We start from the raw sequence: 16,082 nt of genomic DNA on the forward strand, positions 1-16,082 counted from the left end.
CCCGATTCAGAAACGCGAAATGCTCTTCATTGCCCCGATCAAATAGCGCATTGCCACTTGATCGTTTTCGGTCAAGGCACGGTACTGCTCAAGCAGTTGCGCCTCATCCGAGCTCAGCCGGCGGCCATGCAATGACAATTTGCGGCTGAAAAAAAGCGCCAGAACCCCTGCGACACCAATGGACTTGGCCATGGAATGTTTCTCCGTTTAATAAACAACAACTCCCGCCCCACAACTCTGTCCGCGAAGTGCAATACCTCAGCGAGCAAACTGACTGACTTCCTGGGCCAGAAGCCGTCTTACTTCAAGCGTAGAAACTATCCAGACGCTTGTGAGATTTTTTTAGAGCATTCACTTAAATAATTGCCTTGAAGCAAAAAGCTTGCAGAAAATTCTTACACCTCATAAATTGAGTGACCACTCAATTAATTAATGAGACCCAGCGTGCGCACCATTGATCCCCAGCAACGCGAAAGCAAACGCATGGCCCTCCTGGACGCCGCGTCCCAGTGTTTTGCCGAGGCGGGTTTTGTCGCCACGCGTACCGCTGACATCTGTGCCCTGGCCGGCATGAGCGCCGGCAATCTGTTCCACTATTTCGCCAGCAAGCACGAGGTGTTGCTGGCGCTGGTGGCCCGCGAAGGTGAAGAGATCCAACAGGCCATGGCACCGCTGGCCAAGGCGGCGGATCCAATGGCGCAGCTGCTGGCCTTCCTCGATCAGGTCTGCCAACTGGCCTGCGACCGCCACTACGCAGGCCTGGCGCTGGAGATCTCAGCCCTGGGGCATCGCGACGAAGCCGTGGCGCGCCTGGTGAAGGCCAATGACCGCGCCTTGCGTGACGGCCTACAAGCACTGGTACTGGCGGCGGATAAGGCCGGGCAATTGCAGACCTCATTGAGCGCGCCAGAAGCCGCCAATTGGCTCGCCGCCCTGATCGACGGCATGTTCGCTCGCGTGGCTGCCGACCCGAACTTCCACCCCGCGCAACAGACCACGGTCCTGCAAGGCTTGGTGGTTCACCTTCTACAGGGGCGTTGAACATGCCATCAGTAACCAATGCACGCTTGATACAAGTCGACGCGTTACGCGGGTTTGCCCTGCTGGGCATTCTCAGCGTCAATATCTGGGCCTTTGCCGATCCCTACTACGCCTCGATCTCCAGCAACCCGGCCTACACCCGTTCACTCGATCATGGGGTGCGCCTGCTGGTGGCCTTGCTGTTCGAAACCAAGTTCTACCTGCTGTTCTCCTTTCTGTTTGGCTACAGCTTCACCCTGCAAATGGCTGCCGCCGAGCGTGCCGAGGCTGCATTTGTCCCGCGTATGCTGCGCCGGCAACTGGCACTGTTGGCGCTGGGCCTGGCCCATGGCGCCCTGCTGTACTACGGGGAGATTCTCTCCACTTATGCGCTGTTGGGCCTGGTGCTGCTGGCCGCGCGCAACCTGTCACCGGCCCGCGCCCGACGGTGGGCGATCAGGCTGGTGGTAGTCGCCTGTTCGACCTGGATGATCCTGGGGGTTTTGCAGGGATTGGCGGGCGAGGCCAGCAGCGCCACCAACGGTGACGCCTCAGACAAACTGGCAGCCTTTTCCGGCAGTGCCTGGCAGACCTTGCAGTTTCATAGCCTGCATCTGTGGGAAACGTTGCCGGCGTTGTGGCTGCTGCAAGGGCCGAGCGCCCTGGCGATGTTCCTGTTCGGCTATGCCGCCGGACGGCAACACTGGCTCGCCTCGCCGCCGGCCTGGAAGCTGCAACGCTTGCTGAAAGTCACTGCTCCCGTGGGCCTGTTCGGCGCCTTGATCTACGCCCTGGCAGCCGCCTACGCGCCCGGCGGCGGCCTGGAAACCTTTGCCTTCGGCCTCGGCCAACTGACCGCCCCGTTGCTCACCGCCACGTATTGCTTGTTGATGCTCGCACTGTTCAACACGCCTGGCGGCGCGCGACTGTGCACACTGCTGGCCCCCCTGGGCAAGATGGCCTTGAGCAATTACCTCCTGCAGTCGGCCGTGCTGGGGCTGCTATTCACCGGCTATGGTGCAGGCTGGATCAACCAAATCGAGCCATGGCTGCTGCTGCCAATCGCCGGTGTGATTTTTATCGGGCAGATGTGGCTGAGTGCACGCTGGCTGAGCCGCCATCCCTACGGACCGTTCGAATGGTTGTTGCGAGCCGTGACTTTGCTGGCCTGGCCGAGCTGGCGGCGCAGCGAATAAACCTCAGGGGAGCGGGCGATGATAGGCAAGAAAAAACCCACCGCGATCAACGGTGGGTTTGGCTGACAAGCGCAAACAGTCAGTCGCGCAAGTCAGACTCATGGATCGGCTGGTCGCGGTGGGTGGCCCGCTGGTATTGCGCCGGCCAAATCGCCTTGCGCCCGCCCAGGTCGTCATCGGCATGCAGTGGCCAATACGGGTCACGCAACAGTTCCCGGGCAAGAAAGATGATATCGGCCTGATAGGTGCGCAGAATATGTTCGGCCTGGGCCGGTTCGGTAATCATCCCCACGGTGCCCGTGGCCATGCCGGACTCCTTGCGCACGCGTTCAGCGAAGCGCGTTTGATAACCAGGCCCGATAGGAATTTCTGCGTTGGCCGCCGTGCCACCGGAGGACACGTCGATCAGGTCGACGCCCAAGTCTTTCAGGCGGCGCGCCAGCTCCACGGTTTCGTCCGGGTTCCAGCCATCCTCCACCCAGTCGGTGGCCGAGACACGCACAAACAGCGGCAGCTCTTGCGGCCACACCCCGCGCACAGCCTCGGTGACTTGCAGCACCAGGCGGATGCGGTTTGCAAAGGAGCCGCCGTATTGATCCTGCCTCTGATTGCTCAGGGGCGAGAGAAACTGATGCAGCAGGTAGCCATGAGCCGCATGGATTTCCACCACTTTGAACCCGGCGCTCAAGGCACGCTTGGCGGCGGCCACGAAGTCAGCAATCACCTGTTGGATTTGCCCTTCATCAAGCTGTTTCGGCGCCGTGTGCTGCGGGTCGAAGGCTATCGGCGAGGGCCCAACGGGTACCCAGCCACCGTCTTCGGGCTTGACGCTGCCATGCTTGCCGAGCCACGGCCGATGGGTGCTGGCCTTACGCCCGGCGTGGGCCAGTTGAATGCCTGCCACCGCCCCTTGGGCGCTGATAAAGCGGGTAATGCGCTGCAGGGGTTCAATCTGGGCATCGTTCCACAGCCCCAGGTCCTGGGCGGTGATCCGGCCATCGGCGGTCACGGCGATCGCTTCGCTGAAAACCAACCCGGCGCCCCCGACAGCGCGGCTGCCCAGGTGTACCAGGTGCCAGTCATTGGCCAGGCCATCGACGGCGGAGTACTGGCACATCGGCGACACGGCAATGCGGTTGAGCAGGGTCAATTGGCGCAGGGTATAGGGTTCAAGCAACAGACTCATGGGGCACCTCTTCTCGTATCCGGTGGGCATTGGCTCCAGGGTTCTGTCTGACCGGTGCACGTGACGAGAAGATGAAAGGCCCGTCCCCTTCGGGCTAAAAACAGACGAGGTCACCAGACCAATCACACAGTGCTTAGAGACTAGTCGACAACCGGGGATTGCACAGGGTTCAGCGTGGTTCGATGTGGGCAATCATCAATTGCACGGTTTCCTGGCCACGGAATTCATTCACATCGAGCTTGTAGGCCAGCTCTACCCAGCGAATGGTCGGGTTCGGCCAGACTTCGCGGTCGATACCAAAGGCAATGCCATCGAGTTTCACCGCGCCACACTCGCTCTTGAGCACCACCTTGAGGTGACGCTCGCCCACCACCCGCTGCTCCACCAGTTGAAACACCCCGTGAAACAGCGGCTCGGGAAAATGCTGGCCCCAAGGCCCGGCATTGCGCAGGGCGCGAGCCAGTTCCAGGTGAAACTCCTCCACCGCCAGGGTGCCATCGGACAACAGGCGCCCGGTAAGGTCTTCTTCACGCAGTTGCCGGCGTACTTCGGCGTCGAAGGCTTCGGCGAACAGCGGGAAGTTCGCTTCAGGCAAGGTCAAGCCCGCCGCCATGGCGTGGCCGCCGTATTTGGCGATCAGGTTCGGGTGCTGGCTGGCCACCACCGCCAGGGCATCGCGGATATGGAACCCCGGCACCGAACGCCCGGAGCCCTTGAGCAGACCGTCACCGGCATCGGCAAAGGCGATGGTCGGGCGGAAATAGCGCTCTTTCATACGTGAAGCCAGAATCCCGATCACGCCCTGGTGCCACTCCGGGTCGAACAGGCACAGGCCAAATGGCATCGACTCCACCGGCAAGTCCTTGAGCTGGGCCAGGGCTTCACGCTGCATGCCCTGCTCGATGGCCTTGCGGTCCTGGTTCATGCCATCCAGTTGCGCGGCCATTTCCCGGGCCTGGGCAAAGTCGCTGGTGAGCAGGCACTCGATGCCCAGGCTCATGTCATCCAGGCGCCCGGCCGCATTGAGTCGTGGGCCAAGAATAAAACCCAGGTCGGTGGAGGTGATACGTGCGTGGTCACGCTTGGCCACTTCGAGGATCGCCTTGATGCCTGGCCGTGCACGCCCGGCGCGGATACGCTCCAGGCCCTGATAGACCAGAATGCGGTTGTTGGCATCCAGCGGTACCACGTCGGCCACACTGCCCAGGGCCACCAGGTCGAGCAGCTCGCCGATGTTGGGCTGTGGCTGCTTGTCGTACCAACCCAGGCTGCGCAAGCGCGCACGCAAGGCCATCAGCACGTAGAAAATCACCCCCACGCCGGCCAGGGCCTTGCTGGGGAACGTGCATCCAGGCTGGTTCGGGTTGACGATGGCATCGGCCGCCGGCAGTTCATCGCCGGGCAAGTGGTGGTCGGTGACCAGCACCTTGAGCCCCGCCGCCTTCGCCGCCGCCACGCCTTCGACACTGGAGATGCCGTTGTCCACAGTGATCAGCAACTGCGGCTCACGCTGCAAGGCCACGGCAACGATTTCCGGGGTCAGGCCGTAGCCGTATTCGAAGCGGTTGGGCACCAGGTAATCGACATGGGCAGCGCCGAGCAAGCGCAGGCCAAGGGTGCCCACGGTGCTGGCGGTGGCGCCGTCGGCGTCGAAGTCGCCGACGATCAGGATGCGCTGGCGCTGCTCCAGGGCCGTCACCAGCAAGTCCACGGCAGCCTCGATCCCCTTGAGCTGCTGATACGGAATCAGCCGCGCCAGGCTTTTATCCAGCTCATCCTGCGAGGTCACGCCACGGGCGGCGTAAAGACGGGTCAGCAACGGTGGCAATTCACCGAGGAACGGCAGGACGGCGGGCAATGGGCGGGGATCGATACGCATGGGGTGATGGGGGCTTCTCTAGCTATAGATAAAAATGCTCACCCTGTAGGAGCGAGCTTGCTCGCGAAGAACGCATGGGCACCGCATTCATTCTGGATACCCGCGTTATCGTTGATGCCCTTCGCGAGCAAGCTCGCTCCTACAGAGGGCGGTGTTGAGTATTAGCCGCGTTCGCCGACCAGCCACTGCAGCTGCACTTCGTGCTGGCCGCGGTCATCGGTGACGAAGATCGTGCCTTCGCTGATCATCACGTCCCACTTGATCACCCGCGGCATGTCCTTGGCCAGGGTTTCCAAAACTTCCTGGGGAACCGCAGCGATGTGTACGTTCTTCAGGTTATTGGCCACCGGCACCACCTTGCCTTCCCACACTCGCAGGCTGCCATAGGCCAGCAGACTGGTACGCTCGGTGCGACGCGAACACCAGGTCAGGCGGTCAGCATCGGGCTGGCCGACTTCGATCCAGTGCAGGACCCGATCATCCAGGCTTTTTTCCCACAGGGCTGGTTCGTCTACATCTGACAGTCCGCGACCAAACGACAACTGCTCGTTGTACCAAAGGGCGTAGGCCAGCAAACGCACGGTCATGCGTTCTTCGGTTTCCGAGGGGTGACGGGCGATGGTTTGCTTGACGCTCTCGTACACCGAACGATCGAGGTCGGTCAGGTTGAGTTCAAACTTGTAGGTCGTGGACGGCTGGGCCATGAACGGGCTTCTAGAGACAGGAAAAGGCGGCCAGTCTAACCGATGGCGAGGTCATTCAACGAATCCTGCGCTGTATCATCCTTATCCCTGCACCACTCGCCTATGTTAAAAGGCAATACACACCTGCCCTGCGCTTGTAAGGATCCTCATGTCGTTTACCGCCAAACCGCTTGCCGGCCTGAAAGTCATCGAACTGGGCACTTTGATCGCCGGCCCGTTCGCTTCGCGCATTTGCGCCGAGTTCGGCGCTGAAGTGATCAAGGTCGAATCCCCCGACGGCGGCGACCCGCTACGCAAATGGCGCAAGTTGTATGAAGGCACGTCACTGTGGTGGTTTGTGCAGGCGCGCAATAAAAAGTCCCTGACCCTGAACCTCAAGCACCCAGACGGCCTGGCGATTCTCAAGCAACTGCTGGCAGATGCCGACATCCTGATCGAGAACTTCCGCCCCGGCGTGCTGGAAAAGCTCGGCCTGGACTGGAACACCCTGCACGCCCTGAACCCCAAACTGGTGATGGTACGGCTCTCCGGTTTTGGCCAGACCGGGCCAATGAAGGATCAACCGGGGTTCGGTGCGGTCGGTGAATCCATGGGCGGCCTGCGCTACATCACCGGTTTCGAGGACCGCCCGCCGGTGCGCACCGGGATTTCCATCGGCGACTCCATCGCCGCGCTGTGGGCAGTGATTGGCGCACTCATGGCCTTGCGCCATCGCGAGGTCAACGGCGGCCTCGGCCAAGTGGTGGATGTGGCGCTGTATGAAGCCATCTTCGCCATGATGGAAAGCATGATCCCCGAGTTCGATGTGTTCGGGTTTATCCGCGAGCGCACCGGCAACATCATGCCGGGGATCACCCCGTCATCGATCCATACCACCGCCGATGGCAAGCATGTACAGATTGGCGCCAATGGCGATGCGATCTTCAAGCGTTTCATGCAGGCCATCGGCCGTGAGGACCTGGCCAATGACCCGCAACTGGCCAGCAACGATGGTCGCGACAGCCGGCGTGACGAGTTGTATGGCGTGATCGACCGCTGGGTCAACGGCTTGCCACTGGCGCAAGTGGTGGAACAGTTGAACCTGGCCGAAGTACCTGCCAGCCGGATCTACAGCGCCGAAGACATGCTCGGCGACCCGCAATACCTTGCCCGGGAAATGTTCCTCAAGGCCCAATTGCCCGACGGCAAGGATTTCAAGATGCCCGGCATCGTGCCCAAGCTTTCGGATACACCCGGCAGTTGCGAGTGGGTCGGGCCGGAACTGGGCGAGCACAATGGCGTGATCCTTCAATCATTGGGCTACGACAGTACCGCCGTGGCCCGTTTGCGCAAGGATGGCGCGATCTGATGCGGTTCGGAGCACGCTCAAGATAATGGCCGGCCGCTTCATCAGGGCGCTGCGGCGCTTGTGGCTCATCGCCCCGCTGCTCGGGGCCTGGCCGCTATCGAGCCTGGCACAGGAGACGTTGACCTGGGTGGTGCGCGACCTGCCGCCGATGACCATTTTCGAGGGTCCGAAACAAGGCCAGGGCAGCGTGGACAAACTGCTGGCGTTGTTGATCGAACGTCTGCCGCTGTATCACCACCAGATCCAGCACGTCAACCGCGCCCGTGGCATGCAAATGCTCCACGCGCCCTCCCTCACCTGTGATCCGTCGTTGCTGTGGACACCGGCGCGGGCCAAGACCATCGTCTTTTCCACCCCGGCCTTCGCCGTGTTGAGCAATGGCATTGCCATTCGCCGTAGCCAACTGGATGCCATGGCGCCGTATGTGGCTGACGGCACGTTCGATCTGGCGAAATTTCTTGATGGGCAGCAGTCCCGTCTTGGGGTGATCGCCGAACGCAGCTACGGCTCCGGCATTGACGAGCAGTTGAGCCACGCCGCACCGCTCAAGGTGACGCCCCACTACGGCAACGAAGCCCTCGGCAGTCTGTTGCAGATGCAGCGCCTGGGTCGGTTGGAGGCCGTGCTGGGGTACTGGACGGAAATCCGTTATCAGGCTGCACAACAGGGCCTTGATCCCCAGGACCTGCTGTTTTATCCCATCAGCGGCACGCCGCGTTATCAGCGCATCCATATCGCTTGCTCGAACTCCCCGCTGGGGCGTCAGGCCATGAGCCATATCAACCGCGAATTACAGAGTATTCCACAGGAACCGTTACTCCAGTCCTACGCCAACGGGCTGGACCCGCTGATGCGCGAGCAATACCTCAGGGACAACCCGAGGTTTTTCAACGAAACGTCGCAGCCTTGATAAATCCCAGGCAAAAAGAAACCCCGAGCAGTGGGGAGACAACTCGGGGTTAAACGTGGCCTACAAAGACCAGTACAACAAGCTACAAGCACCGGAGCACAATGCTTGATCTTGTTGTTACATCGTCTGACTCACCCTCCTGTAGGAAGGTTCCAAAGATAAAAATTTCTTCATGCCTGGGCGGTGATGCGCGTCTGGGCAGCGTTGCGCAAGGCCGCAATCACCGAGGGTTCCAGGCGCCCTTCAGCGATTTTCAGGTCGCGGTGCAGGCAATCCACCACGTCCACCAGGGCGCGTTTGTCGCTCAATTGTGCGCGATCCACTTCGCGCTCGACCACGATAGCCCCCGTAGGGTTCTTCACCGTCACCAGACACTCGCCGTGTACACCCGAGGCAGTCAGCGTGACCTGATAAGGGCTCAGCGCTTCACCGAGCAATAGGCTGATACTTTCCATCTCGATCACCACTCAATCATGGGAGAAATAAATAACCACTACTGTAGGAGCGAGCTTGCTCGCGAAAGATTCAACAATAATGCGGGCATCTTGAATGAACGCGGTGTGTTTGAGTTTTTCGCGAGCAGGCTCGCTCCTACAGGTAAATGACCTTCGTGCGAAGCACAAAGTTCGCCTTTGAGCTGAGCCTATCGAGCATGCATGGCAAAGATGACAGAGAGAAAACAGCCGCCGACAGGCTAGAATCCCCTGATTATTGCCGGAGTCCACCGTGAGAGACGCGTCTGAACAGCCCTTGCGCATTATCATCGCCGACGATCATCCGATTTTCCTGATTGGTTTGCGTGCAGTGCTCGAACGCGACGCGCAGGTGCGCATCGTCGGCGAGGCCAACTCGCCCCAGGCCCTTACCGCCCTGCTGCAACACTGCCCCTGCGATGTACTGGTCACCGATTTCATGATGCCCGCCGAACCCCAGGCCGATGGCCTGCGCCTGATCGAACACCTGCGCCGGCATTACCCGGACCTGCCTATCGTGGTCGTGACCATGCTCAATAACGCCGGCCTGTTTCACTCGATCCTGGAGCTGGGGGTCATGGGCCTGTTGAGCAAGGCCAGCCTGGCCGATGAGCTGCCCGATGCCATCGCTCAGGTGCGCCAACAGCGGCCTTATGTCGCGCGCACGATCAATCAGGCGCTGGCCCTGGCCGGCCAGGTGGGAGCTGATCGCCTGCACTCACAGCAGCAATTGTCGCCTCGGGAGCTGGAAGTGATCCGCCTGTTGGCGGGTGGCAAGACGGTGGGCGAGATTGCCGCCCATCTCAATCGCAGCAAACAGACCGTCAGCGCGCAGAAAGTCAGTGCCATGCGCAAGCTGGGGCTGATCAGCGATGCCGCGTTATTCATCTATGTGCAGGAACACGGGCTGGCCTGAGATCAAAACATCACGGTAGGCGCCGCCGATTGCGCAACCCACGGTTGCAGCGCCTGGGCGCTCATTGGCCGGGCGATCAGGCAACCTTGCAGCCAGGCCGGCCCCAGTGCACAGACCGCATCACGGTCGGCAAGGGTTTCAATGCCGGTCACTACCACCCCCACCCCCAAATGCCCGGCCATGCTCATGGCCCCGGCAACCACCGCACACTTGCGCTCGTCGCCGGCCATCCCGCTGGCAAATGCCGGGGGGATTTTCAACTCGGTGAATGGCAACTCCAGCAAGCGTTGCAGGCTGGTGCCGCCGATGCCGAAATCGCCAATGGACAGCTTGCAGCCGATCATCCGCAGGCGCAGCAAACCCGTGAAGTGGGCACTGTCAGTCTTCAGGCGCGAGGTTTCCACCAGTTCCAGGGTCAGGTTGTGGGCGGGTACAGCGAAGCGTTGCAGCAGGCCTTGCAGGGTCAGTGCGAAGTGATCCAGCTCCAGCAGCCGCCCGGGAATATTGACCGCCACGGGCAAGTCCTTGCCTGTGTCCTGGGACATTTGAGCGCACAGGCGCAGCGTCTCTTCCAGCACGTACCAGGTGAAGGCCTCTTCCAGGCCGGCCAACTCCAGCACCGGCAGGAATTCGTGGGGCAACAACTGGCCTCGCTCGGGGTCTTGCCACCGTGCCAGCGCCTCCACGCCTTGCAAATCGCCAGCCTGGCTGACGATGGGCTGGAACCACACACTGGCGTAGCGCTTGATTGCAGCCTCGCCGACCTTGGGCGCCAGCGGTGGTGCCTCGAACTCATTCATCCCAAGCATCTGCCGCACGCGCTCCCAGCCCAATGCCTGTGGGCTTGGCCGCAGGCGTTGCTGGCACGCAGCGAGCATTTGCCCAATCAACGTCGCCGAAGCCGGCTTGGGTGCACAGCCCAGCACATTGAGCCCGGCCTGACGGGCCATGTTCGCCACCCCTTCCAATACATCAGGCTCGGCGTTGCTCAACAGGATCAACACCTGAGCCTGTCCGCGCTCGCCCAATTCGCGGATCAGTTCCAGGGAGTCACCTTGCTCCAGGTACAGATCGCAGATGGCAATATCCACCGGTCCCTTGCTCGCCAAAGACTGACGGGCAGCGTCGACGCTTTCGGCCGTCAACACGTTGAACACGTCATTGGCGTTAAGCATCTGGTGCAAGGCCATCAGCTGGAACGGATGATCTTCGAGGATCAGGACTTTAAGTGAGCGCATGGGAAACTTCTGTGAGCACGAGCGAGATTGCCCACACTACGCAATAGTTGGAGAGTTCCCCATAGGACGCGTCCTATTCTTGCACCTTCAGATAAGGCCGGATCTGCTGCTGCAATACCTGGATTGCCGTCGACAAGGCTTGCCAGCGCTGCGCCAGTTCATCATCCCGGTGTTCTCGCGCACTGGCCTCAAGGGCGATGCAGGCCTTGGCCAATGGCAACGCATCCACCAGGCAGCAAATACCCTTGAGGCGATGCAGGCTGGCCCGCAACTGCGTCAGGTCGTGCTCGGCCATGGCGCTGCCCAGCAGGTGGTGCTCATGCTCAAGGTTGTTCGAAAGCTCCTGCAACATGCTTTGCAGGATCGGCCCGTCGGCCTGGGTCATCTTGCGCAGGGCCTGCAGATCGAAAGCCCGCACAGCCGTGACCCGGGCCAGCACCTGAGTCCATTGCTCCAGCGTCACGGGCTTGACCAGCAGCACATCCAGCCCCGCCAATTGGCTGCGCCGGTCTTCGCCTTCCTGGGCGTCGGCGGTGCAACCAACCAACGCGCAACGCGGGCGCTGCTCCTGGGCTTCTATCTGACGAATGGCTTCGGCCAGGGCATAACCGGACATGCCCGGCATATGACAATCGGTCACCAGCACGTCAAACGCCTCGCTGCGCCAGCGCTGCAAGGCGGCCTCGGCGTTATCGAGGGCCACCACCTGATGCCCGAGGAATTGCAACTGCTGGGCCAGTACCAGGCGGTTGGCCGGCAGGTCGTCGACAATCAGCACCGACAATGCCCTGCCCGCCGGCAGCAACGGCACGACGGCCGCAGGCTCAGGCAGATCATCACTGCCGACCCGGTCCAGGCGCAGGTCGATGCACACGGTGGTGCCTTCGCCCAGGGCACTGTGCAGGGTGATGTGCCCGCCCATCAGGTCCACCAGTTGCTGGCAGATGCTCAAGCCCAACCCGGTGCCGCCATGCTCGGCGGCTGTCAGTGGGCTGCCCTGGATGAACGGCTTGAACACCCGCGCCTGCTGTTCGACGCTGATGCCGGGGCCGGTATCTTCGACGCACAGGTGCAAGTATTCATGCCCCTCCCCATCCACCTGGCAGGCGACACGCAAACGCACCTCTCCGTGCTGTGTGAACTTGAGCGCATTGCCCAAAAGGTTATGCATGACCTGGCGCAGGCGCAGTGGGTCGAACCAGTAAAAGCCTTGCGCCTGGGGGTCGAAAGCCAGGGTCAGGTGCAAGCCCTTTTTCTGCGCGGTGGCTTCAAACAGCCGCTGGATACCCTCGAAGAAACCTTGCAGGTCGGTAGTCTGTGGCGCCAGTTGCAGGTGGCCAGCTTCGATCTTCGCCAGGTCCAGGCTGTCGCCCATCAAGGCGATCAGCTCGTGTGCCGAGCGGTGGGCAACCTGCAGCGCCTCGGAGACGGGAGTGCCCGAGGCCAGCGCACGCTCCTGTTCCAGCTCTAGCAGGCCGATGATCGCCGTCATCGGTGTACGAATCTCATGGCTGAGGTTCGACACAAAGGCACTCTTAGCGAAATTCGCGTCATCGGCGGCGCGGCGCGCATCCATCAGTTGGGTCTCCAGGACCTTGCGCTCGTTGATATCGACCCAACCACCGAGCAGCCCCTGCAACCGCCCCTGGGCATCATAGAACGGCACGGTCCACTGATAGACATGGGCGGTGCCGCCGTTGAAGTCCAACTGACGGTCGATAAACAGCGATTGCTGCGTGACCAACTGCTCCATGTGCCCCACATGCAGGCGCAAGGCCGTGGCGGCGGGCAGTATTCCACTCTCCGGCAGGGTCAGGCCCTGGATCTGCTCAAGCCGGGTGGCCAACTGCTGCTCATAACTTTTGTTGCACGTGACCAGACGGCCTTCGAGGTCACGCACAAACACCGGGTTGGGCATGCCATCGAGTAGCGCACGCTTGAACGCCAACTGGTCATTGAGCCGCTGCTCGGCCTCGACGCGCTGGCGAATCTGGCGCTTGAGCCGGCTGTTCCAGACCAGCGACACCAGGACAAACAGGATGGCCGTGGCGACCGTCCAATAGGCCCACGGCGGCACCCGCTGCCAGGCCGGCACCGGGACGGCCACTGCGCCCATCCAGCGCAAGCGCAGGGCACTCAACTCCGCCACCGGCATTGCTTCAAGGGCCTTGTTCAAAATACTCAGCAGCTCGGGATGGTCCTTGCGTACCGACAGGCTGTCGCTGGACCACTTGCCATCGACGCTGCGACCGGCGCGCAACTCATCGGCCGGGTAACTCTGCACCTCCACTTCACTCTGGATAGTCGCTGCCGCATCACCCCGGGCCACCAGGGCGCGGGCCTCGGTGTAGTTGGGCACCAACCGCAGCCGGATCCCGGGGTATTCGCGACGGATATACGCTTGCAGCACATGCCGCGCCGGCAGCGCCAATACCTCGCCCGTCAGTTGGCTAAGGCTGGTCAGCGGCGGCGCATCCAGACGTTCGACAAACACCCAGCCGGCACCGCCAAACCCATGGCTGAAATCGAGAAAGCGCCGACGCTCGGTGTTTTCCACCAGGGTGGTACTCATGTCTGCGCCGCCCGTTTCCAGGAGTGCGAGGTTTTGCGCGGTGGAAAACACTTCCTCCATGACGAACTGCAAACCGGTCATGCGCGAGAGACGGTTGAGCAAATCGACGTTCAATCCGACCCAGCGGCCATCCTTGTCCTTGAACACATAGGGCGAGTATTGCTGGGACGCCACCACGACATGGGGATGGTGCAGTACCCAGGCCTGCTCGGCTGCCGACAAGGGGATGCGTTCGCCGGCAACGTCAACCCCAAGGCCGGTGGTCCAGCGGGCCAGGATCTCGCGGCGCACCGAGTCATCGATGCTCTGCAGCGCGCGGTCCATCATCTGGCCCAGCAAGGGGTCGGCCTGGCGCGTGGCAAAGGCAAAGCCAATTGGCGCCAGGCGGCTTTGCTCCTTGATCTGCATGCTCAGGTAAGGGCGCAGGGACTTGTAGGCACGCACGATCACTTCATTGCCGATAAAGGCATCCACATCGCCCTGCTCCAGGGCTTCCAGGCCGCTGTAGAGGTTGGGGGCCAGCATGATGTGGCTTTGCGGGTAGGCCGCATGCACGTTCTTGACGTTGGCGTAGCCGTCGAGCAACACCACCTTCTTGTCCTGGAGCGCGTCGTTCTGCGCGGCGTCGTCACCGCGCATCACCACCACCGAGCGGTCGGGCATATAGTCTGCGGTAAAGGCCAGGCCGGGCACGTCACGTTCGTAGCCATTGGCGCTGGTGAGGATGTCGATGCTACCGGCGCGCAAGGCCTCCACGGCCTGGGCCCGCTCGGCAAAGCCCATCACCTGCATCGGTACGCCGAGCCGGGCACCCACCAGGCTCAAGTAATCAGCGCTGATGCCCTGGTAGCGATTGCGATCGCGGGTGATATCAATCGGTTGGTAATCATCGATGGAGATCCCCACTTTCAACGTGCGGTGACGCGCCAGCCATTGCTGTTCGGCCGGGGCCAGGGTCATGGGTGACAGGGCGATAAACGCCGGCACCAGATTGAACGGCAGGCTGACGGCGGCCAGGCTGGCCGGCAGGTGGCCGAGTAGCAGCATGCTCAATAGGCACTGGTGCCATCGAATCGTGAACCGCACTGCGGGGGTTTCCTTGTGGGTTATTTGACGCGAAGCTCCCACAGGGGGAGTGCGGTGAGCGATGTACCCCAAATAAAAACGACGCTTCCCATTACTGGGTAAACGCCGTTTTTTCAAGCGAACAGCATTGGATCAGCCAGCTCTCAGAGCGGTTTCCCACGATTGCCATGTTGGCTGACAAACGCCTGGATGGCTTTCAGGTCGTTAGGCAGCACGGTGCAACGCTCTTCACGCTCGAACAGGTCCGCCAGGTGCGTCGGCAGTTCCAGGGCCTTGCCGACACCGGCCTTCTGCACCGCCTCGGGGAATTTCACCGGGTGGGCGGTGCCGAGGATGACCATCGGGATATCCAGGCTGCGGCGGCATTCACGCGCGGCCTTGACGCCAATGGCGGTGTGCGGGTCCAGCAGCTCGCCGGTCTGGGCGTAGACTTCGGCAATGGTCTCGCAGGTCTGGGCATCGTCCACGGCCAGGGAGTCGAACAACTTGCGGGTTTCGGTCCAGCGCTCCTGGTCGACGCTGAAACCGCCACCTTGCTTGAAGCTGTCCATCAGGCCGGCCAGGGCTGCACCGTTGCGACCATGCATGTCGAACAGCAAACGCTCGAAGTTCGACGAGACCATGATGTCCATCGACGGCGACAGGGTCGCGTGCAGGGTTTCCTTGACGTACTGGTTGCCGCTCATGAAGCGGTGCAGGATGTCGTTGCGGTTGGTGGCGACGATCAACTGGTTGATCGGCAGGCCCATGTTGCGCGCCAGGTAACCGGCGAAGATATCGCCGAAGTTGCCGGTTGGCACCGAGAACGACACCGAACGTGCCGGCCCGCCCAGCTGCAGCGAGGCGTGGAAGTAGTAGACGATCTGGGCCATGATCCGCGCCCAGTTGATCGAGTTCACCGCCACCAGGCGCGTGCCCTTGAGAAAGCTCTGGTCGGCGAAGCTGGCCTTGACCATTTCCTGGCAGTCATCGAAGTTGCCTTCGACGGCGATGTTGTGGATGTTCTCGCCAAAGAGGGTGGTCATCTGCCGGCGCTGCACGTCCGACACACGGTTGTGCGGGTGCAGGATGAAGATATCGACGTTTTCGCAGTGCTTGCAGCCTTCGATGGCCGCCGAGCCGGTATCACCGGAGGTGGCACCGATAATCACCACGCGCTCGCCGCGTTTCTCCAGCACGTAGTCCAGCAGGCGACCGAGCAGTTGCAAGGCGAAATCCTTGAACGCCAGGGTCGGGCCGTGGAACAGCTCCAACACCCATTCGTTGCCATTCAACTGGCGCAACGGGGCGATGGCGTTGTGGGAGAACACGCCGTAGGTTTCTTCGAGAATCTTCTTGAAATCGGCATCGGGGATACTGCCGGTGACGAACGGGCGCATGACCCGGAACGCCAGCTCGTGGTACGGCAGGCCGGCCCAGGAGGCGATTTCTTCCTGGGTGAAGCGTGGCAGGTTTTCCGGCACGTACAGGCCGCCGTCAGTGGCGAGGCCTGCGAGCAGGACGTCTTCGAAATTCAGGGCCGGTGCCTGGCCGCGGGTGCTGATGTAGCGCATA

At 61.6% G+C, this 16,082-nt stretch carries 13 protein-coding genes; 5 read left to right on the top strand and 8 right to left on the bottom strand.

The genetic code is table 11. The features are described 5' to 3' along the window. Positions 1–6: 6 nt before the first annotated feature. Positions 7–192: a hypothetical protein gene (locus FJD34_RS13990; protein WP_032858222.1), complete on the bottom strand. Its 186-nt coding sequence runs from the start codon at positions 190–192 to the stop codon at positions 7–9. Positions 193–444: 252 nt separating this feature from the next. Between FJD34_RS13990 and FJD34_RS13995 the strand changes: the two genes are divergently transcribed. Next, on the top strand, positions 445–1,041 hold the full coding sequence (locus tag FJD34_RS13995; protein WP_032858224.1) for a TetR/AcrR family transcriptional regulator: 597 nt from the start codon (positions 445–447) through the stop codon (positions 1,039–1,041). Between the two features lie 2 nt (positions 1,042–1,043). Next, on the top strand, positions 1,044–2,216 hold the full coding sequence (locus FJD34_RS14000) for a DUF418 domain-containing protein (RefSeq protein ID WP_090290565.1): 1,173 nt from the start codon (positions 1,044–1,046) through the stop codon (positions 2,214–2,216). Between the two features lie 79 nt (positions 2,217–2,295). Here the strand turns inward: FJD34_RS14000 and FJD34_RS14005 are convergent, their stop codons facing one another. The 3 genes from FJD34_RS14005 to FJD34_RS14015 form a co-directional block, all read right to left on the bottom strand. Further along, complete coding sequence (locus FJD34_RS14005) at positions 2,296–3,402, bottom strand: NADH:flavin oxidoreductase/NADH oxidase (protein WP_032858228.1); 1,107 nt, start codon at positions 3,400–3,402, stop codon at positions 2,296–2,298. Positions 3,403–3,571: 169 nt separating this feature from the next. Beyond that, positions 3,572–5,281, bottom strand: a complete 1,710-nt coding sequence (gene recJ, locus FJD34_RS14010; protein WP_065943330.1) for a single-stranded-DNA-specific exonuclease RecJ — start codon at positions 5,279–5,281, stop codon at positions 3,572–3,574. Positions 5,282–5,442: 161 nt separating this feature from the next. Next, on the bottom strand, positions 5,443–5,985 hold the full coding sequence (locus tag FJD34_RS14015) for a YaeQ family protein (protein WP_032858231.1): 543 nt from the start codon (positions 5,983–5,985) through the stop codon (positions 5,443–5,445). Between the two features lie 148 nt (positions 5,986–6,133). On the opposite strand from FJD34_RS14015, the gene FJD34_RS14020 reads away from it, so the two are divergent. Further along, a complete protein-coding gene (locus FJD34_RS14020; protein WP_032858232.1) occupies positions 6,134–7,333 on the top strand; it encodes a CaiB/BaiF CoA transferase family protein in 1,200 nt (399 codons plus the stop codon). Positions 7,334–7,358: 25 nt separating this feature from the next. Next, positions 7,359–8,243, top strand: coding sequence for a TIGR02285 family protein (locus tag FJD34_RS14025; protein ID WP_090290564.1), 885 nt, complete (start codon positions 7,359–7,361; stop codon positions 8,241–8,243). 170 nt (positions 8,244–8,413) lie between these two features. On the opposite strand, the gene FJD34_RS14030 is transcribed toward FJD34_RS14025, so the two are convergent. Continuing rightward, positions 8,414–8,698 carry a DUF3509 domain-containing protein gene (locus tag FJD34_RS14030; RefSeq protein WP_032858347.1) on the bottom strand — a complete coding sequence of 95 codons (285 nt, stop codon included), beginning with the start codon at positions 8,696–8,698 and terminating at the stop codon, positions 8,414–8,416. A gap of 271 nt (positions 8,699–8,969) precedes the next feature. Here FJD34_RS14030 and FJD34_RS14035 point away from each other — a divergent pair, with 271 nt between their 5' ends. Further along, on the top strand, positions 8,970–9,632 hold the full coding sequence (locus FJD34_RS14035) for a response regulator (RefSeq protein ID WP_032858234.1): 663 nt from the start codon (positions 8,970–8,972) through the stop codon (positions 9,630–9,632). A gap of 2 nt (positions 9,633–9,634) precedes the next feature. Here the strand turns inward: FJD34_RS14035 and FJD34_RS14040 are convergent, their stop codons facing one another. The 3 genes from FJD34_RS14040 to thrC all read right to left on the bottom strand — a co-directional run bounded on the left by FJD34_RS14040 (position 9,635) and on the right by thrC (position 16,081). Beyond that, positions 9,635–10,870 carry an EAL domain-containing response regulator gene (locus tag FJD34_RS14040; protein ID WP_032858236.1) on the bottom strand — a complete coding sequence of 412 codons (1,236 nt, stop codon included), beginning with the start codon at positions 10,868–10,870 and terminating at the stop codon, positions 9,635–9,637. 73 nt (positions 10,871–10,943) lie between these two features. Continuing rightward, complete coding sequence (locus FJD34_RS14045; protein ID WP_083204847.1) at positions 10,944–14,489, bottom strand: ATP-binding protein; 3,546 nt, start codon at positions 14,487–14,489, stop codon at positions 10,944–10,946. Positions 14,490–14,671: 182 nt separating this feature from the next. Continuing rightward, positions 14,672–16,081, bottom strand: a complete 1,410-nt coding sequence (gene thrC / locus FJD34_RS14050; RefSeq protein ID WP_032858238.1) for a threonine synthase — start codon at positions 16,079–16,081, stop codon at positions 14,672–14,674. Position 16,082 lies beyond the last annotated feature (1 nt).

This window comes from Pseudomonas brenneri (assembly GCF_007858285.1).
GTDB classification, from domain to species: domain Bacteria; phylum Pseudomonadota; class Gammaproteobacteria; order Pseudomonadales; family Pseudomonadaceae; genus Aquipseudomonas; species Aquipseudomonas brenneri.